This window comes from Pseudomonas chaetocerotis, assembly GCF_015712105.2.
Taxonomy (GTDB): Bacteria; Pseudomonadota; Gammaproteobacteria; order Pseudomonadales; family Pseudomonadaceae; genus Aquipseudomonas; species Aquipseudomonas chaetocerotis.
On the sequence record NZ_JACFYX020000014.1, the window covers coordinates 68025 to 93401 of the forward strand.

General features: G+C 61.8%; 21 protein-coding genes and 1 tRNA gene. 10 read left to right on the top strand and 12 right to left on the bottom strand.

Annotated features, from left to right (window positions below):
• Nucleotides 1-116 precede the first annotated feature (116 nt).
• The gene (locus H3221_RS21620; RefSeq protein WP_196476570.1) at nucleotides 117-1361 is read left to right on the top strand and encodes an SLC13 family permease; all 1245 of its coding nucleotides are present in this window, start codon (nucleotides 117-119) and stop codon (nucleotides 1359-1361) included.
• Nucleotides 1362-1393: 32 nt separating this feature from the next.
• Here the strand turns inward: H3221_RS21620 and rlmF are convergent, their stop codons facing one another.
• The gene (gene rlmF, locus H3221_RS21625; RefSeq protein WP_196476569.1) at nucleotides 1394-2395 is read right to left on the bottom strand and encodes a 23S rRNA (adenine(1618)-N(6))-methyltransferase RlmF; all 1002 of its coding nucleotides are present in this window, start codon (nucleotides 2393-2395) and stop codon (nucleotides 1394-1396) included.
• Between the two features lie 209 nt (nucleotides 2396-2604).
• On the opposite strand from rlmF, the gene H3221_RS21630 reads away from it, so the two are divergent.
• The gene (locus H3221_RS21630) at nucleotides 2605-3075 is read left to right on the top strand and encodes a bacteriohemerythrin (RefSeq protein WP_196476568.1); all 471 of its coding nucleotides are present in this window, start codon (nucleotides 2605-2607) and stop codon (nucleotides 3073-3075) included.
• Nucleotides 3076-3081: 6 nt separating this feature from the next.
• Here H3221_RS21630 and H3221_RS21635 read toward each other — a convergent pair whose 3' ends face one another.
• Nucleotides 3082-4911 carry an SLC13 family permease gene (locus tag H3221_RS21635; protein ID WP_196476567.1) on the bottom strand — a complete coding sequence of 610 codons (1830 nt, stop codon included), beginning with the start codon at nucleotides 4909-4911 and terminating at the stop codon, nucleotides 3082-3084.
• Between the two features lie 305 nt (nucleotides 4912-5216).
• On the opposite strand from H3221_RS21635, the gene H3221_RS21640 reads away from it, so the two are divergent.
• Nucleotides 5217-6695, top strand: a complete 1479-nt coding sequence (locus H3221_RS21640) for an amidase (RefSeq protein WP_196476566.1) — start codon at nucleotides 5217-5219, stop codon at nucleotides 6693-6695.
• Here the strand turns inward: H3221_RS21640 and H3221_RS21645 are convergent.
• The 7 genes from H3221_RS21645 to H3221_RS21675 form a co-directional block, all read right to left on the bottom strand.
• Nucleotides 6670-6966, bottom strand: a complete 297-nt coding sequence (locus tag H3221_RS21645) for a winged helix-turn-helix domain-containing protein (RefSeq protein ID WP_017675215.1) — start codon at nucleotides 6964-6966, stop codon at nucleotides 6670-6672. The two genes, H3221_RS21640 and H3221_RS21645, sit on opposite strands and share 26 nt — an antisense overlap.
• Nucleotides 6967-7240: 274 nt before the next feature.
• Entirely contained in the window at nucleotides 7241-8617 is a 1377-nt protein-coding gene (nhaD, locus tag H3221_RS21650) for a sodium:proton antiporter NhaD (RefSeq protein WP_196476565.1), read from the bottom strand.
• A 254-nt stretch (nucleotides 8618-8871) separates the two neighbouring features.
• Nucleotides 8872-10305, bottom strand: a complete 1434-nt coding sequence (gene nhaC, locus H3221_RS21655) for a Na+/H+ antiporter NhaC (RefSeq protein ID WP_196476564.1) — start codon at nucleotides 10303-10305, stop codon at nucleotides 8872-8874.
• 200 nt (nucleotides 10306-10505) lie between these two features.
• On the bottom strand, nucleotides 10506-13337 hold the full coding sequence (locus H3221_RS21660) for a valine--tRNA ligase (protein WP_196476563.1): 2832 nt from the start codon (nucleotides 13335-13337) through the stop codon (nucleotides 10506-10508).
• 183 nt (nucleotides 13338-13520) lie between these two features.
• The gene (locus tag H3221_RS21665; protein ID WP_196476562.1) at nucleotides 13521-13949 is read right to left on the bottom strand and encodes a DNA polymerase III subunit chi; all 429 of its coding nucleotides are present in this window, start codon (nucleotides 13947-13949) and stop codon (nucleotides 13521-13523) included.
• A 60-nt stretch (nucleotides 13950-14009) separates the two neighbouring features.
• Entirely contained in the window at nucleotides 14010-14429 is a 420-nt protein-coding gene (locus tag H3221_RS21670; RefSeq protein WP_196476561.1) for a DNA polymerase III subunit chi, read from the bottom strand.
• Between the two features lie 111 nt (nucleotides 14430-14540).
• The gene (locus H3221_RS21675) at nucleotides 14541-16028 is read right to left on the bottom strand and encodes a leucyl aminopeptidase (protein ID WP_196476560.1); all 1488 of its coding nucleotides are present in this window, start codon (nucleotides 16026-16028) and stop codon (nucleotides 14541-14543) included.
• A gap of 143 nt (nucleotides 16029-16171) precedes the next feature.
• Between H3221_RS21675 and lptF the strand changes: the two genes are divergently transcribed.
• Nucleotides 16172-17296 carry an LPS export ABC transporter permease LptF gene (gene lptF / locus H3221_RS21680; protein ID WP_196476559.1) on the top strand — a complete coding sequence of 375 codons (1125 nt, stop codon included), beginning with the start codon at nucleotides 16172-16174 and terminating at the stop codon, nucleotides 17294-17296.
• Nucleotides 17289-18353, top strand: a complete 1065-nt coding sequence (gene lptG, locus H3221_RS21685; RefSeq protein WP_196476558.1) for an LPS export ABC transporter permease LptG — start codon at nucleotides 17289-17291, stop codon at nucleotides 18351-18353. Before lptF ends, lptG begins: the two co-directional genes overlap by 8 nt.
• A gap of 61 nt (nucleotides 18354-18414) precedes the next feature.
• Here the strand turns inward: lptG and H3221_RS21690 are convergent, their stop codons facing one another.
• The 3 genes from H3221_RS21690 to H3221_RS21700 all read right to left on the bottom strand — a co-directional run bounded on the left by H3221_RS21690 (nucleotide 18415) and on the right by H3221_RS21700 (nucleotide 19703).
• Nucleotides 18415-18912: an RDD family protein gene (locus H3221_RS21690; protein ID WP_017675206.1), complete on the bottom strand. Its 498-nt coding sequence runs from the start codon at nucleotides 18910-18912 to the stop codon at nucleotides 18415-18417.
• A gap of 157 nt (nucleotides 18913-19069) precedes the next feature.
• Nucleotides 19070-19282 (bottom strand): cold-shock protein, encoded by a 213-nt coding sequence (locus H3221_RS21695; RefSeq protein ID WP_003459665.1) that lies wholly within the window; start codon nucleotides 19280-19282, stop codon nucleotides 19070-19072.
• A gap of 336 nt (nucleotides 19283-19618) precedes the next feature.
• Nucleotides 19619-19703, bottom strand: a tRNA-Leu gene (locus H3221_RS21700).
• 216 nt (nucleotides 19704-19919) lie between these two features.
• On the opposite strand from H3221_RS21700, the gene H3221_RS21705 reads away from it, so the two are divergent.
• The 5 genes from H3221_RS21705 (at nucleotide 19920) to secD (ending at nucleotide 25377) form a co-directional block, all read left to right on the top strand.
• On the top strand, nucleotides 19920-20681 hold the full coding sequence (locus H3221_RS21705; protein WP_224490734.1) for a substrate-binding periplasmic protein: 762 nt from the start codon (nucleotides 19920-19922) through the stop codon (nucleotides 20679-20681).
• A gap of 35 nt (nucleotides 20682-20716) precedes the next feature.
• Entirely contained in the window at nucleotides 20717-21760 is a 1044-nt protein-coding gene (gene queA / locus H3221_RS21710) for a tRNA preQ1(34) S-adenosylmethionine ribosyltransferase-isomerase QueA (RefSeq protein WP_196476556.1), read from the top strand.
• Between the two features lie 20 nt (nucleotides 21761-21780).
• A complete protein-coding gene (gene tgt, locus H3221_RS21715) occupies nucleotides 21781-22896 on the top strand; it encodes a tRNA guanosine(34) transglycosylase Tgt (RefSeq protein ID WP_196476583.1) in 1116 nt (371 codons plus the stop codon).
• Nucleotides 22897-22936: 40 nt separating this feature from the next.
• Nucleotides 22937-23266: a preprotein translocase subunit YajC gene (gene yajC, locus H3221_RS21720; RefSeq protein ID WP_160019827.1), complete on the top strand. Its 330-nt coding sequence runs from the start codon at nucleotides 22937-22939 to the stop codon at nucleotides 23264-23266.
• Nucleotides 23267-23508: 242 nt separating this feature from the next.
• On the top strand, nucleotides 23509-25377 hold the full coding sequence (gene secD / locus H3221_RS21725) for a protein translocase subunit SecD (protein ID WP_196476555.1): 1869 nt from the start codon (nucleotides 23509-23511) through the stop codon (nucleotides 25375-25377).

Consider the following 25377-nt stretch of genomic DNA (forward strand, 5'->3'; position numbering starts at 1 on the left):
AGGCTTGTCCGGTGCGGCCCTGATGGCGGTAAAAAGTGCGGCGCACTATTCCCGTGTCGCCTCGGGCTCGCTAGATTGCGCGGCTTACCCCATGCATCCGTTCAGGTGAATCGCGCATGACTTTCGCTGCCTGGCTGACCATCGGCCTGTTCGTCCTCACCTATCTGGGCATGGCTGCCGGCGGCATCCGCGGCTTGCGTATCGACCGCAGCTGGATCGCCTGTTGTGCTGCCGTTCTGTTGTTGGTGAGCGGTGCGCTGAGCATGGAGGACGCAGCCCATCATCTCGACCCTGGCGCGTTGTTGCTGCTGTTGGCGCTGATGCTGATTTCCGCGCAGTTCGATTTTTCCGGGGTGTATGCCTGGCTCAACCGCTACCTGACCGAGCATGCCGAGCACCCGGCAGTGCTGTTGTTCGGCGTGGTGCTGCTGGGCGGCTTGCTCTCGGCGGTGCTGGTCAACGATATTGTCGCCTTCGCCCTGACCCCGCTGTTGTGTCGCAGCCTGCACCTGCGCGGGCTGGAGCCCCGGCCGTTTCTTCTGGCGCTGGCGCTGTCGTGCAACGCGGGTTCGGCGGCGAGCCTGATCGGCAATCCGCAGAACATCCTCATTGGTCAGGCTGGCGCTCTGGATTTCTGGGGTTATGTGGCTGTGGCCGGGCCACCTGCCGTGGTCGCGATGGCCATCGTTTACGCAGTGATCTGGCTGCAGTGGCGCCATCGTTGGGGGGAAGCCGGGCCGTTGGCCGCTGACGATACGCCGGTCGAGCATATCTACGGCGCGCGCAGCTATCTCAAACCGCTGCTGGCCACCCTGGCGCTGCTGGCGTTGTTCGCCACGGCGCTGCCGCGTGAGCTATCGGCGCTGCTGATCGCGGTGCTGGTGATGGTGTCGCGGCGGGTGGACAGCCGCGACTACGTGAATAAGGTGGACTGGAACCTGCTGTTGCTGTTCGTGGGCTTGTTCCTGGTCAGCGGCGCCGCGCTGCAGTTGCCGCAACTGGCGCAGAGCGCCGCCTGGATGGTCGAACATGGCCTGTTGCCGCAGGGCGTGATCTCGCTGGCGACTTCATCCCTGGTGGCAGGCAACCTGATCGGCAACGTGCCGTTCGTGGTGCTACTGCTGGGCCTGATGCCGGAACTGTCGCATTCGGTGCTGATTGGCCTGGCAGTGATGTCGACCCTGGCCGGCAACCTCCTGCTGATTGGCAGCGTGGTCAATCTGATCGTTGCCGAAGGGGCGAAGCGTCAGGGCGTCAGGCTTGGTTTCGTCGATTACGCGCGCAGCGGTGTGCCGGTGACGTTGCTGAGCATGACGGTGGCCGGGCTGTGGCTGGTGTTCGGTGGCTGGTTGCCCTGGTAGGGAGATCGGTGCGCCGCGCGCACCAGCAGGTCTCAGCGCCAGCGATGCTTGCTCCAGGTGCTGCGCTCTTCGGCATTCTTGAACGTCCAGGCCACCAGGCGACTCTGCTTCTGCCCCTGGGACATGCCGAGAATACGCACCTCGGCAGTACCGGCCTTGGCCAGCCAGCCCTGGAGCAATTCCACATGGCTGCCTTTGGACACCAGGCTGCTGAACCACAGCACCTGCCCGGCCACCTGCGCACTTTCGCTGGCCATGCGCTTGAGAAAGGCTGCCTCGCCACCCGGGCACCACAGCTCGGCCGCCTGGCCGCCGAAGTTGAGCACCGGCAACTTGCGCTTGGGGTCGAGCTTGCCCAGGTTGCGCCACTTGCGCGTACTGCCGCTGCTGGCCTCGGCGGCGCTGGCGTGGAAGGGTGGATTGCACAGGCTCAGGTCGACGTACTCCTGCGCCTGCAGCAGGCCGAGGAAGATGTGCTCGGCATTGGTCTGTTGGCGCAGCTCGACGCCGCCGGCCAGTTGCGGGTTGGCGGCGACGATGGCACGTGCTGATGCCAGTGCTTCCTTGGCAATGTCGGCACCCATGAACTGCCAGCCATATTCGCAGCGACCAATCAGTGGATAGATGCAGTTGGCGCCGACGCCGATATCCAGTGCTCGCACCATGGCGCCGCGAGGAATCTGCCCATCGTTGTCCGTCGCCAGCAGATCGGCGAGGTTGTGCAGGTAATCGGCGCGCCCCGGGATCGGTGGGCACAGGTAACCGTCGGGAATATCCCAGTGGCGGATGCCGTAGTACTGCGCCAGCAGCGCGCGGTTGAATACCTTGACCGCGGCCGGATTGGCGAAGTCGATGCTCGGCTTACCGTAGGGATTGGTGATGACGAAGTCGCCCAGCTCGGGACTTGCCTTGATCAGCGCGGGAAAATCGTAGCGCCCCTGGTGACGGTTGCGCGGATGCAGCTCGCCCTTGCTCGGTGCGGTTTTCACGGCGGCGGGGGCGGGCTTGCGTGGGCGTCTGGGCGGCTGGGGCATGAACGAGTATCTGGCGGTTCGGGCGCAGGATTTTCGCATGCTTTGCTTGCGGCTCGTAACCCATGGAAGCGCGGGAGCGACCTGTGCTGCGATCAAGGAAAGCTGGCAAGTGGCCATAAAGTGGCTGACCTTGTGTTGATCCAGGTCAATCGTGGACTCGCCTGCGGCCTTAGACTGCGCGCCTCTTCGATCAGCAGTTAGGAGGCACCATGACATACCTGGAATGGAGCGACGACCTCGATACCGGCATCGCGGTCATCGACGATCAGCACAAGCGTATCGTTGCCATGATCAATCAGTTGGACGATGCCCAGCGCACCGCCAACAAGGTGAAGGTGGGTACGGTGATCGACGAGTTGATTGACTACACCGTTTCTCACTTCGCCTTCGAGGAAGCGATGCTCGAGGAGGCGGGCTACGTCTTCACCAAGGCACACAAAAGGGTGCACGCGCTGTTCATCAAGCGTGTGGAGGACTACCGCCAACGCTTCATCGGCGGCGAGGATATTGCCGATGAGCTCAAGGGCTTGTTGGGGCGCTGGTTGTTCAGTCATATCCGCAGCGATGATCGCAATTACGTCGAAGCCATCAATGACAACCTGCGCCGGCTCAGTGCCGACACCTCCGAGGGCGGATGGCTGCGCCGCGCCGGTCGGCGATTCTTCCGCAGTGCGGCGTGAGCTGTCTCAGAGCGGAAAGATCAGCGGTACCAGCATCACACTGACGATCATCACCAGCAGGGTGAAAGGCACGCCGATGCGCACGAAGTCGCCGAAGCGGTACTGACCCGGCCCCAGCACCAGGGTATTTACTGGCGAAGAAATCGGCGTCATGAACGCGGCCGAGGCAGCCAGGGCAACGGTCATGGCGAAGGGCAGTGGCGAGACGCCCAGCGCCTGCGCCGTGGCAATCGCCACCGGCGCCATCAGCACCGCCGTGGCGGTGTTGGAGATGAACAAGCCGATCACTGCGGTAAGCACGAACAGGCTGGCGAGAATCAGCCGTGGCCCGGCATCGCCCAGGCCGCCCACCAGACCCTGCACGGCCAGTTCGACGCCACCGGTTTGCTGCAAGGCCTGGGCGAAGGGCAGCATGCCGACGATGAGGATCAGCGTCGGCCAGTGAATGGCGCGATAGGCGCTGTCCAGGTCGATGCAGCGGAACGCGCCCATCAGCAGGCAGGCGATCAGCGCGGCCTGCACGTTGGGTACCAGGCCGCTGACCATCAGCAGCACCATCACTGCCAGGCTGAGCAGGGCGTAGGGTGCCTTGCGCGCAGAAGGCGCCACCTCGGCCACTTCCGCCGGCAGGCTGAGCACCAGAAAATCCCGACTCAGTCCTTGCAGGCGGTGGATGTCACGCCAGGCGCCGGCCACCAGCAGGGTGTCGGAGGGCTTGAGTTTCTCGTCCACCAACACGCCTTCCAGCGCCTGGCCCTGGCGGCGCAGGCCGACCACATTGAGTTTGTGCCGCGAGCGAAAGCCCAGTTCCTGGATGGTCTTGCCCGGCAACTGCGACTCCGGCGGCAGCGCCACCTCGGCCAGGCCCAGTTCATGCGCGTGCAGGCTGAAATACGAATGCGGCAACGGCATCGGTTCCAGGCCCAGTGCCTGGTAGCTGCCGAGCAGGCCGATGGTGGGACTGACAATGTCCACCAGCAGCACGTCGCCCGGCTCCAGCAGGGTATTACCGTTGGCCATCAGCAGCAGAGTACGCAGGCGCTGGCGGCGCTCGATGGCGATGACGTTGATGCCGTGATCACGACGCAGCTGCAGTTCGTTGAGCACCTGATTGGTCAGGGGCGAGTTGGTGCGTACCTGCAGGCGCCGTTCGCGTTCGCCCAGGCGGTAGCGCTCGGCCAGGTCAGCCAGGGTCAGGCGCGGCGGCTCGCCTCCCTCACCAGCGTTTTTGCGCACCAGCCAGCGTCGGGCGATCAGCATGTAGCCGACACCGAGCACCAGCACCGCCAGGCCGATGGGGGTGAGATCGAAAAAGCCAAAACCATCCAGGCCGGCGCGGCGCAGTTCGGCATGCACCACCAGGTTCGGCGGTGTGGCGACCAGCGTCAGCATGCCGCTGATCAGCCCGGCGAAAGCCAGTGGCATCATCAGTCGCGCCGGGGCGATGCGCAGGCGCGCAGCCACGCCGAGCACCACGGGGATGAAGATCGCCACCACGCCGGTTGAACTCATCACCGAACCCAGGCTGGCCACCGCCAGCATCAGCAGAATCAGCAGGCGCGTCTCGCTGCTGCCGGCCCTGGCCACCAGCCAGTCGCCCAGTCGGTAGGCGATGCCGGTGCGGACCAGGCCATCACCGATGATGAACAGCGCGGCGATGAGGATGACGTTGGCGTCGCTGAAACCGGCCAGCGTCTGTTGCAGGTCGAGTACGCCGGTCAGCGGCAGGGCGACCAGCACCAGCAGGGCGACCACGTCCATGCGTGGCTTGCCGATGATGAACAGAGTAACGGCGCCGGCCAGCAGGCCGAGCACCCAGAGCAGATCCGGATTCATGGGGTGAGAGGTACCTGAGAAAGGCAGGAGTTGTCCTTGCGATGCCTATGCGATGGCCTTTCAGCCCGCCTAGTGGCATATGGCCCAAAACATGTCCAGTCCGGCACTGTTGCCCTGCTGGGAGCCCCACGTTGCAGCCCTCGTGTGGCAGTAAACGTATTCTAACTTCTCGATGGCCTTAATTGGCGTTCAGGTGCCTTTGACGCGGCAGCTTGTCGCGCAGAGTGCTAGCACACGTTGGTTATGATGGTGTAGTTAAGGGCAATGTTGCCCTACATCGCCTTATGCAGGGAGTAACATGAAACATGGATGAATCGGCAAGAACTACGGCAGAGAAAATTGCAGCAGTCACTTTGACTGCCACCGAGGTGCTTAACGAGTGTTTGGGGCGCCTGCAACTGCATAACTCTGCGATCAATGCAGTGGTGACCTTGGACTCGCAGATCAAAAATACTGCGACTCTGGCGGATGAGCGAGCGGCTCGTGGTGATGCGCTAGCTCCCTTGCATGGTGTGCCGGTGACTATTAAAGATGCGTTCGCAACGGCTTATCTGCTGACTACCAGCAGCCATCCACCCTTGCGGACTCATCTGCCGAAGCAGGATGCCACCGCTGTTTCGCGTCTACGTTCGGCAGGAGCGTTGATTGTCGGCAAGACCAACCTGCCAGAGCTTGCAAGTGATCCGCAGTGTTGGAGTCCATTGTTCGGTGCGACCAACAATCCCTGGAACCCGTCGCTTACCAGTGGAGGAAGTTCCGGTGGCAGCGCAGCCGCAGTGGCAATGGGGTTTTCCTTTCTGGACTTGGGGAGTGATATTGGTGGCTCCATTCGTATTCCAGCCGCCTATTGTGGTGTTCTGGGTTTCAAGGCTACGGAAAACCGCATTCCCCGCACTGGGCACATCCCTCATCTACCAGGGAGGCCCCGTAGTGTTCGGCACATGCTTTCATTCGGCGTATTGGCTCGGCATGTAGAAGATCTTCGTCTGGGGCTGGATGTTTTGAGCGGGGCCGATGGTATCGATCTGGAAGTACCGCCAATTACCCCCAGATATCCAGAGGTACGGCATGGACGTCCATTACGGGTGGCCTGGTGGGATGACTTCGCAGGCTTGCCACTCTGTTCGAGAACTCGTCGAGGACTGCTGCGTACCGTGGAGCGTTTGCAGCAGGCGGGCGTGCAAGTTCAACGTTGTGCACCGGTTGATTTCGACGTTTTACAGGCCTGGCGGGCCTATGGAATTATCGCCGGTGCTGAAATCGGACTGGGGATGCCGTTTATGGAGCGCCAGATCTTGCGGGCATCCGGAGGTTTTCTGCCTCGTTCGCAGGTGCTGACGCGTAGCCTAGTTAAGGGCATGGGAGGAAGTTGGTCGCGTTACAGCCATGCGTTGAATGCGCGTGACGAACTGATCATGCGATTGGAAGAGTTCCTCGGCTCCTGGGATGCCTGGCTGTGTCCTGTGGCTGCTGGTACTGCCTATCCCCACAGTCGACGTGGCAAGTTCAGCAAACCTCCAAGCATTCTGGTTGAGGGTGAACCGCTGCCTTACTTCGAAGCCAGCATCGGCATGACCAGTCTTTTCTCCCTAACAGGCAACCCTGTCGTGGTAATGCCGGCAGGTGTCGAAGATGGCTTGCCGGTTGGTTTGCAATGGGTGGGAAGGCGTTGGCAGGACGAAGCCCTGCTGGCGGTCTGTTCTGAGGTGGAGCCGATGTTGGATGGTTATCAGCGACCGCCACTACTGATAGAGGGCCTCAGGGGTAACCCAGCGTGGTCTTGATCTGCTGCAGGTTGGCGGCGATCCAGCGTTTGTCGATCGGCCCCCAGTCGCGAATCTGGTAGTGGCCGGCGTTGTTGCGCTCGCCCTCGTTTTGCTCGAACTGGCAGTCGATATCCAGTTCGGCCAGTGCCGCAAGGGTGTCCTGCGCGGTACGTCGAGGCATGCCGGTGGCGTCCATCAGCGCCGGCACGCTGACAGCCTGGCCGCTGTCGATCAGCCAGGCGACGTAGAGGCGGCGGTAGAAACTGGTGCGGGTCTTGCTCGTCTGCATGCTGACTCCCTGTACGTATCCGAGCGCCTTAGCAGGCTGTTGAAAAACGACCTACGTTGCCATTGCTGCGTTAAAAACAGGCTGGAACGCCAGCCCGGTCAAATGCTCATTTACAACTCGTAAACCCGAGTGCGGGCCCCGTGCTTTTTTCGCCTGTTTTTGTGGGGTCGCCATCGGTATTGCACTGGCCGCCTCGGCTCGGGCTTCCTGCTTCGCTCCGCCTCCTGCATCCATGCAGTCGTCGCCTACGTTTTTTCAACGGCCTGTTAGCCAATCAGGTGGCGAACATCAGCATATAGGTGGCGGCACCGGCCAGGTAGCCGATGAAGGCCAGGCCGCTGATTTTCTTCAAGTACCAGATGAAGTTGATTTTCTCCATGCCCATGGCGGCCACGCCCGCGGCCGAGCCGATGATCAGGCAGCTGCCGCCGGTGCCGGCGCAGTAGGCGAGCATTTCCCAGAAGTTGCCGTTGACCACGAAATTACGCAGCCATGGCAGTTCGTGCGCTGCGGCCGCCGCCAGGTTTTCGGGACTGACCAGCGGATACATCTTCATGGCACCGGCGACCATCGGCACGTTGTCCACCACGGCCGAGAGCATACCGATGGAGATGGCGATGCTGTAGACGTTACCCAGGCTGTCCTTGAGCAGGGTCGCTACCTGGATCAGGTGACCGGCGCTGGACAGCGCGGAAACCGCAAGCAGGATGCCGAGGAAGAACAGCACGCTGGTGATGTCGATACGGCGCAATACGCCGACTACCGACAGTGGATCTTTCTCTTCGCTGTTCTTGCTGCGGTGGATGATCTCGGTGGTGATCCACAGCAGGCTGAGGCCGAAGAGGATGCCCATGTACGGCGGCAGGTGAGTGATGGTCTTGAAGATCGGCACGAAGATCAGAGCACCCAGGCCGAGGCCGAACACCAGGTTGCGTTCGAAGGGGGTGGTTGGGTCGCGGCGGCTTTCGGCGCTTTCCTTGATGCGTGGCTCGGCTACTTCACCCTTGAGGCGAAAGCTCATGATCAGCAATGGCACCAGTAGACAGACCAGGCTGGGTAGGAACAGCTTGGTGATGATGCCAGTGGCGGTGATCTGGCTACCGATCCATAGCATGGTGGTCGTCACGTCACCGATGGGCGACCAGGCGCCGCCCGCGTTCGCGGCGATGACCACGATGCCGGCGTAGAACCAGCGTTCGTGACGGTCGGCGATCAGCTTGCGCAGCAGCGAGATCATCACGATGGTCGTGGCCAGGTTGTCCAGAGCGGCGGACAGGAAGAAGGTGATCAACCCCACCAACCACAGCAGATGCACACGTTTGTGAGTTCGGATGCGGTCGGTGATGACCTTGAAGCCCTCATGGGCATCGATCAGTTCGACGATGGTCATGGCACCCATGAGGAAGAAGAGGATCTCGGAGATCTCGCCGAGGTGGTGGCGCAGTTCTTCGACGACATGATGGGTGTTGGTGCTGGCGCCAGCCGTACCGGTACCGAGCATCGGCAAGATGCTGTCGGCGCCGAGAACCAGCAGGGTCCAGGCCGCTACGGCGGTGAGCAGCGCCGAGGCCGCCTTGTCGATCTTCAACGGGTGCTCCAGTGCAATGCACAGGTAGCCGAGAACAAAGACGAGAGCCATCAACGCATACATGATCAGGTTTCCGATTTTTTATAAGAATATGAGCGCCCGGTATGACGCCGCCGGGGGAGGCCGCAGAAGATGCCTGAAAAGTTCGGCAATTGGGAGTGGGCAGCGCAGAAAACACTGTTTGGGAGAAGTCAAACGATACTTTATGGCGAGATTCTGTAAGCGCGTGAGCTCCAGCCCTCCTGGATCAAAGGTGCGCGGCAGTTTCTGCTGCATCGCTCACGGCGCTTCGATCAGCGCCGTGGGCGATGGCTCGCTCAGCTCTCTTGAGTACGACGCTTGGGCGGCAGCACATAAGCCAGGACGATAGCCAGCACTGGCATGATCAGGTTGAAGAAGCAGTACGGCAGGTAGCTCAGGGTGGCAACGCCAAGCGTCGCGGCCATGTAGGCGCCGCAGGTGTTCCACGGCACCAGCACTGAAGTCAGAGTGCCGCCGTCTTCCAGGGCGCGTGACAGACTGGTCGGCGCCAGGCCACGTTTCTCGTATTCGGCGCGGTACATGCGCCCTGGCAGCACCAGGGCGATGTACTGGTCGGCGGTGATGATGTTGGTGCCAATGGTGGTGGTGATGGTGCTGGCGACCAGGCCGCTGTCACTGCGTACCAGGCGCAGGGCGCTCTGCAGCAGGCGTTGCAGCAGGCCGAGGCGCTCCAGCACACCGCCGAAGCACATGGCGCAGATGATCAGCCACACCGTGGTGAGCATGCTGGCCATGCCGCCCTTGGACAGCAGGCCATCGAGTTCGGCGTTGCCACTGGCCGACTCATAGCCGGCAAACAACGCGCTCCATACCGTTTTCAGCGGCGCCAGGGTGCCAGCCTGAGGGTCGGCCAGGCGTGCCATCACCTCCGGCTGGAACAGCACGGCGAACACCGCACCGAGCAGGGCGGCGAGAAACACCGCCGGGAAGGCAGCCCACTGACGCACCGCGAGCAGCAACAGGAACGCCACCGGCAGCAGCAGGTGCCAGCCCAGGTTGAACTGAACCTCCAGGGCGGCCAGCACTTCGACGATGCGCCCAGTGTCATGCTCGGCGCTGGCCTGCTGGCCGAGGGTGAAGAAGATCACCAGTGCGATCAGCAGTGCCGGCACGGTGGTGCGCAGCATGTTGCGGATATGCGCGAACAGATCGGCACCCGCAGCAGCGGGTGCCAGATTGGTGGTGTCCGACAGCGGCGACAGTTTGTCGCCGAAGTAGGCGCCGGAGATGATCGCCCCGGCGGTGATTGCCGGATCCAGTCCCAGACCGGCTGCCACGCCCATCAGGCCGATGCCGAGGGTGCCGGCGACTGTCCAGGAGCTGCCGATGGACAGTGCGGTGAGCGCGCAGATCAGGCAACTGGTGAGGTAGAAATACTCGGCGCTGATCAGCTTCAGGCCCAGCCAGATCATGGTCGGCACCGTGCCGGCGAGAATCCAGGTGCCGATCAGCGCGCCGACCGCCAGCAGGATCAGGTTGGCCTTCATCGCCATATGGATGCCGGCGAGTATGCCTTCCTCGATCTCGGCCCAGCGCAGGCCGTTCTTCAGACCGACCAGGCCGGCAACGAAGGCTGCGCTCATCAAAGCGATCTGGTTCGGGCCGCTGGAGGAGCTGTCGCCGAACAGGTAAACGGAAAGGCTGAGCAGCACGACAAGTACGCCAATTGGCAGCAACGCGTCGAGCAGGGAGGGGGAGCGAGCGGTCATGGGTGTTCCGGGTGATCGATCAAACAAGGAGTAGAGGCCTGGGAGGCGCTCTCCATAAAGTTAAGTCTGCGCCAGCTGTTGCTGGACGCGCTGTGCAGGGGCGGGCTGCCCATGTGGGGTACCGATGGTGAGCTGAAGCCCACCCACAAAAAAGAAACCCGCGCCGGTTATGGCGCGGGTCTTTCGGTGGTGCGCAGTGATCAGAGTGCGGCGATCTTGCCGCGCTGCTCGACCATCTTGGCCAGGGCCTGTTCAGCCTCGGCCAGTTTGGCGCGTTCCTTGTCCAGCACTTCAGCCGGGGCCTTGGCGACGAAGCCCTGGTTGCTCAGCTTGCCGCCGACGCGCTGTACTTCGCCTTCCAGGCGACCGATTTCCTTGTCCAGACGCGCCAGTTCGGCGTCCTTGTCGATCAGCCCGGCCATCGGCACCAGCACTTCCATCTCACCGACCAGCGTGGTGGCGGACATCGGCGCTTCTTCACCGGCAGCCAGCACACGCACCGACTCCAGCTTGGCCAGCTTGCTGAGCAGCGGCTCGAAGTCGGCCAGGCGACGCAGATCGGAGGCCGAGGCGTTGGCGACGATGATGTCGATGCGCTTGGCCATGGAGATTTTCATCTCGCCACGGATCTGACGCACGCCGAGCATCAGTTGCTTGACCCACTCGATGTCCCCTTCGGCGGCGGCGTCGATGCGGCTCTCATTGGCCACCGGCCAGGGTTGCAGCATCAGCGTCTCGCCGCTGACGCCGGCCTGAGCCTTGATGCGCTGCCAGATTTCTTCGGTGATGAAGGGCATGAACGGGTGGGCCAGACGCAGGATCACTTCCAGCACGCGTACCAGCGTGCGGCGGGTGCCGCGCTGGCGCTCGATGGGCGCGTTTTCGTCCCACAATACGGGCTTTACCAGCTCCAGATACCAGGCGCAGTACTCGTCCCAGATGAACTCGTACAGGGTTTGCGCGGCCAGGTCGAAGCGGAAGGCGTCGAGGTGGCGGGTGACGTCAGCCTCGGTGCGCTGCAGGGCGGAGATGATCCAGCGGTCTACCGGGGACAGTTCGACGGTCTCGCCATTGATGCCGGTGTCCTTGTCATCGGTGTTCTCGATGACGAAGTTGGCAGCGTTCCACAGCTTGTTGCAGAAGTTGCGGTAGCCCTCGACGCGGCCCATGTCGAACTTGATGTCGCGGCCAGTGGAAGCCAGCGCCAAGTTGGTGAAGCGCAGGGCGTCGGTGCCGTAGGCGGCGATGCCGTCGGGGAATTCGGCGCGGGTCTGCTTGGCGATCTTCTCGGCCAGCTTGGGCTGCATCATGCCGCTGGTGCGCTTGGCCACCAGAGATTCGAGGTCGATACCGTCGACGATATCCAGCGGATCGAGCACGTTGCCCTTGGACTTGGACATCTTCTGCCCCTGACCGTCGCGCACCAGGCCGTGCACGTACACGGTCTTGAACGGAATCTGCCCGGTCAGGTGGGTCGACAGCATGATCATCCGGGCGACCCAGAAGAAGATGATGTCGAAGCCGGTGACCAGCACGTCGGTGGGGTGGAAGGTCTTGAGGTAATCGGTCTGCTGCGGCCAGCCGAGGGTGGAGAAGGTCCACAGGCCGGAGCTGAACCAGGTGTCCAGCACGTCTTCGTCCTGGCGCAGGTTGGCATCGCCGAGGTTGTGCGTGGCGCGTACTTCCGCTTCGTCACGGCCGACGTAGACGTTGCCGGCATCGTCGTACCAGGCCGGAATGCGGTGGCCCCACCAGAGCTGACGGCTGATGCACCAGTCCTGGATGTCACGCATCCAGCTGAAGTACATGTTTTCGTACTGCTTGGGCACGAACTGGATTTCGCCACTCTCGACCACGGCGATGGCTTTCTCGGCCAGCGGCTTGGTGGAGACGTACCACTGGTCGGTCAGCCACGGTTCGATGACGGTGCCGGAACGGTCGCCTTTCGGCACTTTCAGGGCGTGGTCTTCGATCTTTTCCAGCAGGCCGGCGGCGTCGAAGGCAGCGACGATCTGCTTGCGCGCGACGAAGCGGTCCAGACCGGCGTATTCGGCTGGCAGGCTGCCGTCGATCTCGGCGTTGACGCTACCGTCGATATTGAACACCTGGGCCTGAGCCAGCACAGCGGCGTTCTTGTCGAAGATGTTGATCAGCGGCAGGTTGTGGCGCTTGCCCACTTCGTAGTCATTGAAGTCGTGCGCCGGGGTGATTTTCACGCAGCCGGTGCCGAACTCGGGGTCGCAGTAGTCATCGGCAATGATCGGAATGCGGCGGCCCAGCAGCGGCAGTTCGACGAAGCTGCCGATCAGCGCCTTGTAGCGCTCGTCTTCCGGGTGCACGGCCACGGCGCTGTCGCCGAGCATGGTTTCCGGACGGGTGGTGGCGACGATCAGGTAGTCCTTGCCGTCGGCGGTCTTGTTGCCGTCAGCCAGCGGGTAACGCAGGTTCCACAGCGAGCCTTTCTCGTCGTGGTTTTCCACTTCCAGGTCGGAGATGGCGGTGTGGAACTTGGTGTCCCAGTTGACCAGGCGCTTGCCGCGATAGATCAGACCGTCCTCGTGCAGGCGCACGAAGGCTTCTTTCACGGCTTCGGACAGGCCGTCGTCCATGGTGAAGCGCTCGCGCGACCAGTCCACCGAGCTACCCAGGCGACGAATCTGACGGGTGATGGTGCCGCCGGACTGCTCCTTCCATTCCCAGACTTTCTCCAGGAATTTCTCACGGCCCAGATCGTGTCGGCCAATGCCGTCGGCGGCCAGCTGACGCTCGACCACCATCTGCGTGGCGATGCCCGCGTGGTCAGTGCCCGGCTGCCACAGGGTATTGCGGCCCTGCATGCGGCGGAAGCGGATCAGCGCATCCATGATCGAGTTGTTGAAACCATGGCCCATGTGCAGGCTGCCGGTGACGTTCGGCGGCGGGATCATGATGGTGTAGGGCTCGCCCGAGCCTTGCGGGGCGAAGTAGCCCTTGGCTTCCCAGTTCTGGTACAGGGCGGTTTCAATGGCGTGCGGCTGGTAGGTCTTGTCCATGCGCGGCGGGACCCTTTGACGGCTGATCGGAAAAGCCGACAAGTATACCGCTTCTGAGCGTCAAGCCATAAGCCTTGAGCTGTAGGGCGGGTGCAACCCGTCATCCATGGTGTGGCGGGTTGCACCCGCCCTACGGGAAATGGCAGACCCGCGTTCAGTTTTACGGTTGGGTGGCGGCTTCGTCTACTTGCGTGGCGGCAGCAGGCGCGGCAGGCGGGCTTCGAGGCGGCGCTTGAGTTCGGCCTCGATCTGCGGCACGAAGTCGTCGATCACATCCTGCAGGATCAACTGAGCGGCGGCGCGCAACTCGGCATTGAGGTGTTGCATATCGCGGGCACTGTCATGCAGGCGTGGCTCGATGCGCTCGCGCAGCGTGCTTGGCGCCAGCGTAGGCTGTGGCGCTGGTGTCGGTGCGGGCGTCGGCGTTGCGTGAAAGGGCGGCGGCGGGCCAGGCGGCGCGCTGACGATATCGGATAGCACCGGAATGCTGTCCGGATCGAGCGAGTCGATCAGCAGCGGCGGTTCGCTGCCGTTATCGCCCAGCAGCTCGCGAATCGACTCCAGGTCGTGCAGCAACTGAGCAGGTTTCTGTGGAGGCTTGGGGGTGTCCATGGTTATCGGCGCAGCGAGAAAAGGGGCTGGAGTGACTTGTGTTGTGAGCGTGCACGGACACTAAAGTTCGACGCGTTGCGGATCATACCCGCGCTGGCGATAGGTACGGAAATTCTCGCGACAGGCGTTGAGCAGTTCAGGCTGCTGATTGACGATCTCGATGATGCGGGAAAAGCGCTCGATATGCGGTGACAGGCTGCTACCAAGGTTGATCAGCACGCCCTGCTCGGTGCTCGGCACTTCGTCGATGCCCAGCGCCACGGGTGACAGTGGCGCATCGCGATGCAGATCATGAGGCACGAAACGTTCGGCTTTGAACGTCCATAGCAGTTCCTCGAGTTCACCGCACTGCGCCTCGTCGCTACCGCGAACGAATACCGGTAAGCCGGCGCTCCAGGCCTTGAGCGCCAGTTGGCATGCCGTACGCAGGCGGCCCACGGTGTCGTTGGAGGAGAGAACGTAGAACTCGATTCTGGGCATTCGGTTTTTCAACAGTCGGACGGTGGTGATCTGGATGTCGTAGGAGCGGATTCATTCGCGATGAAATCGCGGATGAATCCGCTCCTGCAAGAGCATGGCCCGGATTCTGGATCAGACCTTGGCGCGATCCAGCAGGTACTGGGTCAGCATCGGCACCGGACGGCCCGTGCCACCTTTGTCCTTGCCGCCGCTGATCCAGGCGGTGCCGGCGATATCCAGGTGCGCCCAGTGGAAGTTCTTGGCGAAGCGCGACAGGAAGCAGCCCGCCGTGATGGTGCCGGCCTTTGGCCCACCGATATTGGCGATGTCCGCAAATGGACTATCAAGCTGCTCCTGGTACTCGTCGTACAGCGGCAGTTGCCAGGCGCGGTCGTCGGCGCTTTCGCCGGCCTTGAGGATCTGCTTGATCAGCGCGTCGTTGTTGCCCATCAGACCGGAGACATTGCTGCCCAGGGCGACGATGCAGGCGCCGGTGAGGGTGGCGATGTCGATCACCGCCTGCGGCTTGAAGCGCTCGGCGTAGGTCAGGGTGTCGCACAGCACCAGACGGCCTTCGGCGTCGGTGTTGAGGATCTCCACGGTCTGCCCGCTCATGGTGGTGACGATGTCGCCGGGGCGGGTGGCGCGGCCGCTGGGCATGTTCTCGGCACAGGCCAGCAGGCACACCAGGTTGATCGGAAGTTGCAGTTCCAGTACGGCCTTGAGCGTACCGAACACGCTGGCGGCGCCGCACATGTCGTACTTCATCTCGTCCATGCCGGCCGCCGGCTTGATGCTGATGCCGCCGGTGTCGAAGGTGATGCCCTTGCCGACCAGGGCGAAGGGTTTCTCATCCTTCTTGCCGCCCTGGTAGTGCATGACGATCATCCGTGGCGGCTGCTCGCTGCCCTGAGCCACGGCGAGGAAGGCGCCAGCACCCAGCTCCTTGAGCTTCTTCTCGTCGAGGATCTCCACCTTGAGGCTCTTGTACGCCTTGCCCAGCGCTTTGGCCTCTTCGGCCAGGTAGCTGGGGTGGCAGAGGTTCGGCGGCAGGTTGCCCAGGTCCTTGGTGAAGGCGACGCCACTGGCGATGGCGCGGGCGTGCTGCAGGCCGCGCTCGGCAGCGGCCAGTTCGGCCTTGTCGACGATCAGGGTGATTTTCTTCAGTGCACGTGGGTCGGCCTTCTGGCTCTTGAACTGCTCGAACAGGTAGGTCCCGTCGGCCAGGGTCTCCACGATCAGGCGGGCCTTGCCGTAGGTATCGCGGCCCTTGACCTTGAGTTCGCCCAGGGCGAGCAGGGCATCGCCGCCGCCCAGGCCCTTTAGCACGCCATGCACGCTTGCAACCAATTTGCGCAGTTGACGGTCGGATAGGTCGCCCTTGCCGCAGCCCACCAGCAGCACGCGTTCGGCTTTCAGTCCGGGCAGGCTGTGCAGCAGCAGGGTCTGGCCCGGCTTGCCGGCGATGTCGCCACGCTTGAGCACGGCGCTCAGCGCACCGTTACTGGCCAGGTCGACGGCCTTGGCGGCGTCGCCGAGCTTGCGCCCTTCACCGATGGTGACGACCAGGGTCGCGGTTTTCAGGGTTTCCGCACGGGTGCTTTTGACGAGGAATTCCATAGTGAGCTGTCCCCAAGACAAAGAGTCGGGTTTGACGGATAATGGCCGCCATTTTTCGAGGGTCCACCCTGCGGTGGGCCGGCAAGTAGGTGCGGCTAGTGTGAGCGCTCGCGCCTGAGCCTGACAACCCTGGAGCGTCCGGTTTGATCGTCTTCCGTTATCTGTCCCGTGAAGTGCTGGTGACCCTTAGTGCGGTGAGTGCCGTGCTGCTGGTGATCATCATGAGCGGCCGTTTCATCAAATACCTGGCCCAGGCCGCGCAGGGCGTGCTCGATCCCGGCGTGCTGTTTCTGATCATGGGCTACCGGATTCCCGGCTTCCTGCAGCTGATCCTGCCGCTTGGCCTGTTCCTCGGTTTCCTGCTGGCCTACGGTCGTCTGTATCTCGATAGCGAGATGACCGTGCTGTCAGCCACTGGCATCAGTCAGCAGCGCCTCACTGTCTACAGTATGGCGCCAGCGTTGATCGTCGCCCTGCTGGTGGGTTGGTTGAGCCTGGGCCTGGCGCCACAAGGTGTGGCCAGCGTGTCGCGCATCCTCAACGAGCAGGATGCCCTGACCGAGCTCGATACTCTGGTTCCGGGGCGTTTTCAGTCGCTACGCGATGGTTCACGGGTGACCTATTCGCAGGAGCTGTCGCCTGATCGCAGCGAGCTGCGTGGCGTATTCATGTCGGAGAAGCGCTTCTCCTCCGATGGCACCTCGGAGCGTGGCATTACCGTGCTGGTGGCAGAGAGTGGTCGTCAGGAAATTCAGGAAGACGGCAGTCGCTATCTGATTCTGGAAAACGGCTATCGCTATGACGGCGAGCCGGGCGAGGCCGACTATCGCGCCATCCAGTACGACACTTATGGTGTATTGCTGCCCAAGCCCGAGGTCGCCATCGAAGCCAGCGAGCGCGAGGCGACGCCGACGCGTGAGCTGTTCGGCAGCGACGACCCACGCCTGCAGGCCGAGTTGCAATGGCGCCTGTCACTGCCCTTGCTGGTGTTCATCGTCACCCTGCTGGCCGTGCCGCTGTCGAAGGTCAACCCGCGCCAGGGCCGCTTCCTCAAGCTATTGCCGGCAATCTTTCTCTACATGGCTTACCTCGGTCTGCTGATTGCGGCACGTGGCGCGCTGGACAAGGGGCGTTTGCCCGAAGCGCTGGGATTGTGGTGGGTGCATGGCATCTTCCTCGCCATCGGCTTGTTGTTGCTGTATTGGGAGCGTCTGAGTCTGTGGTGGGCCAGTCGTCGTGCGCCGGTGTCGGAGGTGGCTCATGGCTAAATTGGATCGCTACATCGGTACCCAGGTGTTCTTCGCCATTCTGGCAGTGCTGGGCATCATTCTGGGCCTGGCACTGCTGTTCGCGTTCATCGACGAATTGGGCGATCTGAACAAGGGCGATTACGGTCTTGGTCAGGCGCTCTGGTACGTATTGCTGACCGCTCCGCGTCGCGCTTACGAGATGCTGCCGATGGCGGCGCTGATCGGCTGCCTGATCGGTCTCGGTTCGTTGGCCAGCAACAGTGAGCTGACCATCATGCGTGCGGCGGGTGTCTCCATCGGGCGCATCGTCTGGGCAGTGATGAAGCCCATGCTGGTGCTGATGCTGGCCGGCATTCTGATCGGCGAATACGTCGCGCCGCTTACCGAAAACCAGGCCCAGGCAGATCGCGCGCTGGCTCAGGGGGGCGGTGCGGCGCAGAGCTCCAAGCGCGGCATGTGGCACCGCCAGGGGCAGGAATACGTACACATTAACGCCGTGCAGCCCAATGGCATTCTGCTGGGGGTGACGCGTTACCGCTTCGATGACGAACGCCATCTGCTTTCGGCCAGTTTCGCTCGCCGTGCCGAGTACCGTGACAGCCACTGGATGCTGCGCAACGTGCAGACCACGTTGCTGCACGAAGATCGCTCCGAAGTGGTCAATCAATCCGAAGAACGCTGGGAGATCGAGCTCAACCCAGAGCTGCTCGGTACGGTGGTGATGGAGCCTGAAGCGCTGTCGGTCACCGGGCTGTGGCAATACATCCATTACCTGGGTGAGCAGGGCCTGAACAATGCCCGCTACTGGCTGGCGTTCTGGACCAAGGTGTTGCAGCCGCTGGTGACCGGTGCGCTGATGTTGATGGCGATTTCCTTCATCTTCGGCCCGCTGCGCTCGGTGACCCTGGGGCAGCGCGTATTCACCGGCGTTTTGGTGGGCTTCATCTTCCGTATCGCCCAGGATCTGCTGGGCCCTTCGAGCCTGGTATTCGGTTTCTCGCCGCTACTGGCGGTGCTGGTACCGGCAGGTATCTGTGCGCTGGCTGGTGTGTGGCTGCTGCGTCGGGCTGGCTGAGGCGAATCAGGGGCATGAAAAAGCCGGTTCAGTGAACCGGCTTTTTTGCATCTGCTCAGGGCTATTTCTTGTGAATATTCTTTGGCAGTTGCACCACACGACTATCGGAGTAGATATCGTGCCAGGTGCGTCCCTGCTTGTCCCACAACAACCAGAGGAACCCCAGCCCAGCGAACAGCCAGGAGCCGATGGCGACCACGAAACGCAGCAGGGCCTGCCAAAGATCGATGGCGCTGCCGTCGGCGTTCTGGATGCGCAGCCCCCAAGCCTGCATGCCCAGTGTCTGGCCATTGTGCGTCCAGAATTTGGCGAAGAAGGCGAACAGCGACAGCAGCACCAGGCTGGCAAGAATCGGATCATGGTCCAGGGCGCCGGCTTCGGACATGGCCATCAGCGCATCGCCGCCGTGAATCAGGCGCAGAATGCCCTGCTGATAGATCAGGGTGACCACCATGATCAACGCCACGCAAAGCAGAAAATCATAGAAGAGGGCCGCCAGGCGACGAATCAGCCCGGCAGTGGGGAAGTCTCCCTGCGGACGTAATTGGTGTTTCGGCATGATGGGCTCGCTGAGACGAAAGTGCGCGCCATTCTAACCGCGACTTTGTTCTCGAAATAAAGAAGTGCATGGGCTATATGTAACCTGGCGCTGCGACGGGAATAACAGGCAAAAAAAACCCCTGACGGATATCAGGGGTTCTTCAAAGCAGCGGCGATTAGCCCAGGACTTGAACCTGGTCAGCCTGCATGCCTTTTTGACCTTGCACAGCTACGAAGCTGACTTTCTGGCCTTCTTTCAGGCTCTTGAAGCCGTTGCCTTCGATCGCGCGGAAGTGCACGAACAGATCCGGACCGCTTTCGGGAGTGATAAAACCAAAACCTTTCTCGTCGTTAAACCACTTGACGGTACCGTTCTGACGATTCGACATGTCTTTTTCCTTGAAACTAGAGTTGATGACAGCCTCCAAGTATAGAGGGCTGAGACTGGTTGCAAGGAGTAATAGAAGTCGAGCGGGATGTAGCGGATCTGGATGATCTGCTGCACCAGAGTCACGATTCACAGCGACCCATGCAAACAGTTGGTTCACTCTACGCTAACTTTTGCGCAATTGCCAACCCCCGCCAGCAAGGTCGCCGGCCAGGTTTTGCGAGGCTTGTCGAGGTGCAGAAAAGGTTCATCGGCAACATGCTTGCAACCATTGCCCAAGTTGTTCGCGCAGATACGAAAAAGCCCGCAAGACCAATGTCTTGCGGGCTTCTAATCGTGGTGCCCCGGGGGAGACTCGAACTCCCACTCCTTTCGAAAACGGATTTTGAATCCGCCGCGTCTACCGATTCCGCCACCGGGGCACGATGGCGGCGCAGTATAGGGATGCGTCTTGCTTCGGTCAATCGGCGTTGGTGCTGCGCTTGACTGATCTACTAACGGCCAATGGTGTTGATGATGGCGTCCGGCTTTTATTGCATGGTTACGGCTAGAATCGCCGGCTGTCATCAAGCGTGCCGAGTGCGACGCATATAAATAGCCTGGGGCATTGCGAGGGAGAAGGAGGAGTGGTCAATATCTTGTGCAGAACGCTTGTCGCCGGCCTGCTGCTTGCGCCTGTTGTTCAGGCCCAGACCCTGACTTATGCCGTGACCGACGAGAGCTGGGCGCCTTACTGGATAGTCGAGGATCAGCGCGTCAGCGGCATCTTCCATGAACTCATGCTCGCGCTGGATGAGCGATTGCCTGAGCACCTGCAAGCCAGTCACCCGCTGCCGCCTTTGCGTACGCAAAAGCTTTTCCGTGATGGGCAATTGCAGATCGAATGTTGCGTGAGCAAAAGCTGGCGTAGCGATAGCGATCAGGAGGCGGTGTCGCTATGGACGGTGCCTGTGCTGGAAACCGAAGAAATGCTGATCTTCGCGCCGGGCAGGAGCTTCCCCTATCGGCATCTGCAGGACTTGCGGGGGCGCTCGATCGCAACGGTGCGCGGTTATGGCTATGCCGGCAGTGAGTATTTTCAGCGCAACGATGGCGCCGATGTTCGAGCGCTGATCTATCTGGTGGCGCAGGGGCGTAGCGAGGCCGGCATTCTGGATCGGCTGGAGTGGCGCTATCTTCAGCATGAAGACGCGCGGTTGCAGGCGCCACGTTGGCAGGTGGAGGAAGGCCCGGCGATCAATCGCTCACAGCTGCGCTTGCGCCTGCATCGACAGTTGGCCGGACGGCTCGAGTTATTCAATGCTGCCATTCGTTCTCTGCAGGCCGATGGCACCTTGGCGCGTATCGTCGCCAGGTATGCGCCTAAGGCTCACGTGGTCGGGCAGGTGGAAATCCGGTAAGCTTTGCCACCCTGCAGAAATACCCCCTCCGAATCATGCGTGTTGCCGATTTTCACTTCGACCTTCCCGAGTCGCTGATCGCCCGTCATCCACTGGCCGAGCGTCGTGCCAGTCGCCTGTTGCAGCTCGACGGCCCAAGCGGTGAGCTGCGCCACGGCCAGTTCACCGATGTGCTGGAACAACTGCGTCCTGGTGATCTCATGGTGTTCAACAACACCCGGGTGATTCCGGCGCGTCTGTTCGGTCAGAAGGCCTCCGGTGGCAAGCTGGAGGTGCTGGTGGAGCGTGTGCTCGATCAGTATCGCGTGCTGGCCCACGTGCGCTCGAGCAAGTCGCCCAAGCCCGGTTCGCAGATTCTCATCGACGGTGGCGGCGAGGCCGAGATGGTCGCACGTCACGATGCGCTGTTCGAGTTGCGTTTCGCCGAGCCGGTGCTGCCGCTGCTGGAGCGTGTCGGGCACATGCCGCTGCCTCCTTATATAGACCGACCGGATGACGAGGCGGACCGTGAGCGCTATCAGACCGTCTATGCGCAGAAGGCGGGTGCCGTAGCGGCTCCGACTGCGGGTCTGCACTTCGATGACGAGCTACTGGCTGCGATCCGCGCCAAGGGCGTGGAGACTGCGTTCGTGACGCTTCACGTCGGTGCTGGCACTTTCCAGCCGGTGCGGGTCGAGCGTATCGAAGATCACCATATGCACAGCGAGTGGTTGGAGGTCGGTCAGGATGTGGTCGATGCCGTGACGGCTTGTCGCGCACGGGGTGGGCGGGTGGTCGCCGTTGGCACCACCAGCGTGCGTTCGCTGGAAACCGCCGCGCGCGACGGTGAGTTGAAGCCCTTCAGCGGTGACACCGACATCTTTATCTATCCGGGGCGCCCGTTTCATGTGGTCGATGCTCTGGTGACCAATTTCCACCTGCCCGAGTCGACCCTGCTGATGCTGGTGTCGGCCTTCGCCGGTTATCCCGAAACCATGGCCGCCTACCGCGAAGCCGTGGCGCAGGGTTATCGCTTCTTCAGTTACGGTGATGCCATGTTCATCACCCGCAATCCCGCCGCTCGCGGGCCCGAGGTTTGAGTATGTCGCGCACCTGTCGCATGTCCTTCGAGTTGCTGGCCACCGACGGCAAGGCCCGTCGTGGGCGGCTGACCTTTCCGCGTGGCGTGGTGGAAACCCCCGCCTTCATGCCGGTGGGCACCTATGGCACGGTCAAGGGCATGCTGCCGCGCGACGTCGAGGACATCGGCGCGCAGATCATCCTCGGCAACACGTTCCACCTGTGGCTGCGTCCAGGCATGGAGGTGATCAAGAAACATGGCGACCTGCATGACTTCATGCAGTGGCAGGGGCCGATCCTCACCGACTCCGGCGGCTTCCAGGTGTTCAGTCTGGGCGCGATGCGCAAGATCAAGGAGGAGGGCGTGTACTTCGCCTCGCCGGTCGATGGCGCCAAGGTCTTCATGGGGCCGGAAGAGTCGATGCAGGTGCAGCGTGACCTGGGCTCGGACATCGTGATGATCTTCGATGAATGCACGCCGTACCCGGCCGAATTCGACGTGGCCAAGCGTTCGATGGAGCTGTCGCTGCGTTGGGCCAAGCGCTCGAAGGTCGCGCACGGTGAGAGCAGCGCAGCGCTGTTCGGTATCGTCCAGGGCGGCATGCATGAAGAGCTGCGCATGCGCTCGCTCGAAGGGCTCTGCGAGATCGACTTCGATGGCCTGGCCATTGGCGGACTGTCGGTGGGTGAGCCGAAGGAAGAGATGATCCGGGTGCTGGATTTCCTGCCGCCGCACATGCCGGCCGACAAGCCGCGCTACCTGATGGGCGTAGGCAAGCCGGAAGACCTGGTCGAAGGCGTGCGCCGTGGCGTGGACATGTTCGACTGCGTGATGCCCACGCGCAATGCGCGCAACGGCCACCTGTTCGTCGATACCGGCGTGGTGAAGATTCGCAACGCGGTGCATAAACACGATGATTCGCCGCTGGATCCGACCTGCGACTGTTACACCTGCAAACATTTCTCGCGCGCTTATCTGCACCATCTGGACAAGTGCGGCGAAATGCTCGGTAGCATGCTCAATACCATCCATAACTTGCGGCATTATCAGCGGGTTATGGCTGGTTTGCGCGAGGCTATCGGACAGGGTACATTGGCCGCCTTCGTCGAAACCTTCTATGCCAAGCGCGGCCTGCCTGTGCCGCCGCTTGACTGATTCCCGAACGATTCAAGATCTTTTCCATTAGGAGTGTTACATGAGCTTTTTCATCCCTGCCGCTTACGCTGACACTGCGGCTGCTGGTCCTGCCGGCAGCGGTTTCGAGTGGGTCTTCCTGATCGGCTTTCTGGTCATCTTCTATCTGATGATCTGGCGTCCGCAGGCCAAGCGCGCCAAGGAACACAAGAACCTGCTCGGCAACCTGCAGAAGGGCGACGAAGTGGTCACCAGCGGTGGTATCGCTGGCAAGGTGTCCAAGGTTGCCGATGATTTCGTGGTGATCGAGGTATCTGACACCGTCGAGCTGAAATTCCAGAAGCAGGCCATCGCTGCCACTCTGCCCAAGGGCACGCTGAAAGCCATCTGATTCGGTTCTCGGTTTTTCCATTCCACGGGGCGCTTTAGGGCACTTCTAAAAACGTAGGCGAGGCAGCCAGCGCAAGGCAAAAGCAGGCGAAAACGGCCGGGGTTGCGACCGACGTTAGGAGCGATAGCCGAGCATTTTGATCGGACTCGCGCACGAGCCTGTTTTTAATGCAGCGATGGCAACGCAGGTAGTTTTTAGAGGTGCACTTTAGCGCCCCGCGTCATAAAGCGGGCGGCCCGTTCATGCTCAATAAATACCCTCTGTGGAAGTACCTGCTGATTTTGTCCGTTCTGGCAATCGGCCTGGTGTACTCCATTCCCAACCTCTATCCAGACGATCCTGCCGTGCAGATCAGTGGCGCCAGTTCGGCGCTGAGCATCGAGCAGGCGGATGTAGACCGTGCCAGCAAAGCGCTGCAGGACGCCGGCATTTCCGTCAAGGCGGCCAGCATCGATGAGCGTGGCCGTGGCGGTCTGATTCGTCTGATCAAGCAGGATGACCAGTTGCCGGCCAAGGACATCGTCCGTCGTGTTCTGGGCGATGATTACGTCGTGGCGCTGAACCTGGCGCAAACCACCCCCGACTGGCTGCGTAACCTGGGTGCGAGCCCTATGAAGCTCGGCCTGGACCTGTCCGGCGGTGTGCACTTCCTGCTGGAAGTCGACATGGACAAGGCGCTGGATGTGCGCCGCAAGGTCTATGAAGGTGAAATCAAGAGCCTGCTGCGCAAGGAGCGCATTCGCTACCGCAGCATGCCGGAAAGCAACCAGCGCATTCAGCTCGGCTTTGCCGACATTGACGCGCTGGAAAAGGCCCAGCGCCTGATCCGCAAGGATTACAGCGATTTCGAACTGACTACCGTCGAGCGCAATGGTCAGCAGGTCCTGCAGTTGGGCCTGACTCAAGCGAAGATCGCCGAGATTCGCGAATACTCGATTCGCCAGAACCTCACCACTGTCCGCAATCGCGTCAACGAACTGGGTGTGGCCGAGCCGCTGGTGCAGCGCCAGGGGGCCAATCGCATCGTGGTGGAACTGCCGGGCGTGCAGGACACTGCCGAGGCCAAGCGTATTCTCGGCAAGACCGCCAACCTGGAGTTTCGTCTGCAGGCCGACCTCGATGCCCCGCGCGGCGCGACCGAGTCCTTCGGTTTTCGCGAGGAAGGTCGTCCGCCGGTCCAGTTGGAGCGTGAACTGATCATCACCGGTGACCAGGTGACCGACGCCCAGGCCAGTTTCGACGAGAATGGTCGCCCGCAAGTGAACATTCGCCTCGACGGCCACGGCGGCGATCTGATGAATCGCGCCACGCGCAACAATGTCGGCCGCAGCATGGCGGTGATCTTCATCGAGCAGAAGCCGGTCACCCGCTACGTGCGCCAGAACATCGATGGCGTCGAGCAGGAAGTTGCCGTTTCTTCGTTCGTCGAAGAGAAGAAGATCATCAGCCTGGCGACCATTCAGTCTGCGCTGGGTAGCCAGTTCCGCATCACCGGTCTGAACGGTCAGGGCGAGTCATCCGAGCTTGCGCTGCTGCTGCGCGCGGGTGGTCTGGCGGCACCGATGTACTTCGCCGAAGAGCGCACCATTGGCCCGAGCCTGGGTGCCGAGAACATTGCCAAGGGTATCGCTTCCACCGAGTGGGCGATGATCTTCGTGGCAATCTTCATCATCGCCATCTATCGCTTCTTCGGTGTGCTGGCGACCGTTGCCCTGGCATTCAACCTGGTGCTGCTGGTCGGTCTGATGTCGGCAATCGGTGCCACCCTGACCCTGCCGGGTATCGCCGGTATCGTGCTGACCCTGGGTATGGCGGTTGACGCCAACGTGCTGATTTTCTCGCGGATACGCGAGGAGCTGGCCAATGGACTACCGGTCCAGCGTGCCCTGCACGAGGGCTTTGATCGTGCCTATTCGGCGATTCTGGACAGTAACCTGACCACCTTGCTGGTGGGCGGCATCCTGTTCGCCATGGGGACCGGTCCGGTGAAGGGGTTCGCGGTGACGCTGTCGCTGGGCATCATTACATCGATGTTCACCGCCATCATGTTCACCCGTGGCCTGGTCAACCTGATCTTCGGTGGCCGTAACTTCAAGAAGCTGTGGATCTGA

Coding starts and splice junctions, on each gene's coding strand:
- H3221_RS21620 (WP_196476570.1), top strand. CDS start 117: ATGACTTTCGCTGCCTGGCTGACCATCGGCCTGTTCGTCCTCACCTAT.
- rlmF (WP_196476569.1), bottom strand. CDS start 2,395: ATGCCCCAGCCGCCCAGACGCCCACGCAAGCCCGCCCCCGCCGCCGTG.
- H3221_RS21630 (WP_196476568.1), top strand. CDS start 2,605: ATGACATACCTGGAATGGAGCGACGACCTCGATACCGGCATCGCGGTC.
- H3221_RS21635 (WP_196476567.1), bottom strand. CDS start 4,911: ATGAATCCGGATCTGCTCTGGGTGCTCGGCCTGCTGGCCGGCGCCGTT.
- H3221_RS21640 (WP_196476566.1), top strand. CDS start 5,217: ATGGATGAATCGGCAAGAACTACGGCAGAGAAAATTGCAGCAGTCACT.
- H3221_RS21645 (WP_017675215.1), bottom strand. CDS start 6,966: ATGCAGACGAGCAAGACCCGCACCAGTTTCTACCGCCGCCTCTACGTC.
- nhaD (WP_196476565.1), bottom strand. CDS start 8,617: ATGTATGCGTTGATGGCTCTCGTCTTTGTTCTCGGCTACCTGTGCATT.
- nhaC (WP_196476564.1), bottom strand. CDS start 10,305: ATGACCGCTCGCTCCCCCTCCCTGCTCGACGCGTTGCTGCCAATTGGC.
- H3221_RS21660 (WP_196476563.1), bottom strand. CDS start 13,337: ATGGACAAGACCTACCAGCCGCACGCCATTGAAACCGCCCTGTACCAG.
- H3221_RS21665 (WP_196476562.1), bottom strand. CDS start 13,949: ATGGACACCCCCAAGCCTCCACAGAAACCTGCTCAGTTGCTGCACGAC.
- H3221_RS21670 (WP_196476561.1), bottom strand. CDS start 14,429: ATGCCCAGAATCGAGTTCTACGTTCTCTCCTCCAACGACACCGTGGGC.
- H3221_RS21675 (WP_196476560.1), bottom strand. CDS start 16,028: ATGGAATTCCTCGTCAAAAGCACCCGTGCGGAAACCCTGAAAACCGCG.
- lptG (WP_196476558.1), top strand. CDS start 17,289: ATGGCTAAATTGGATCGCTACATCGGTACCCAGGTGTTCTTCGCCATT.
- H3221_RS21690 (WP_017675206.1), bottom strand. CDS start 18,912: ATGCCGAAACACCAATTACGTCCGCAGGGAGACTTCCCCACTGCCGGG.
- H3221_RS21695 (WP_003459665.1), bottom strand. CDS start 19,282: ATGTCGAATCGTCAGAACGGTACCGTCAAGTGGTTTAACGACGAGAAA.
- queA (WP_196476556.1), top strand. CDS start 20,717: ATGCGTGTTGCCGATTTTCACTTCGACCTTCCCGAGTCGCTGATCGCC.
- tgt (WP_196476583.1), top strand. CDS start 21,781: ATGTCCTTCGAGTTGCTGGCCACCGACGGCAAGGCCCGTCGTGGGCGG.
- yajC (WP_160019827.1), top strand. CDS start 22,937: ATGAGCTTTTTCATCCCTGCCGCTTACGCTGACACTGCGGCTGCTGGT.
- secD (WP_196476555.1), top strand. CDS start 23,509: ATGCTCAATAAATACCCTCTGTGGAAGTACCTGCTGATTTTGTCCGTT.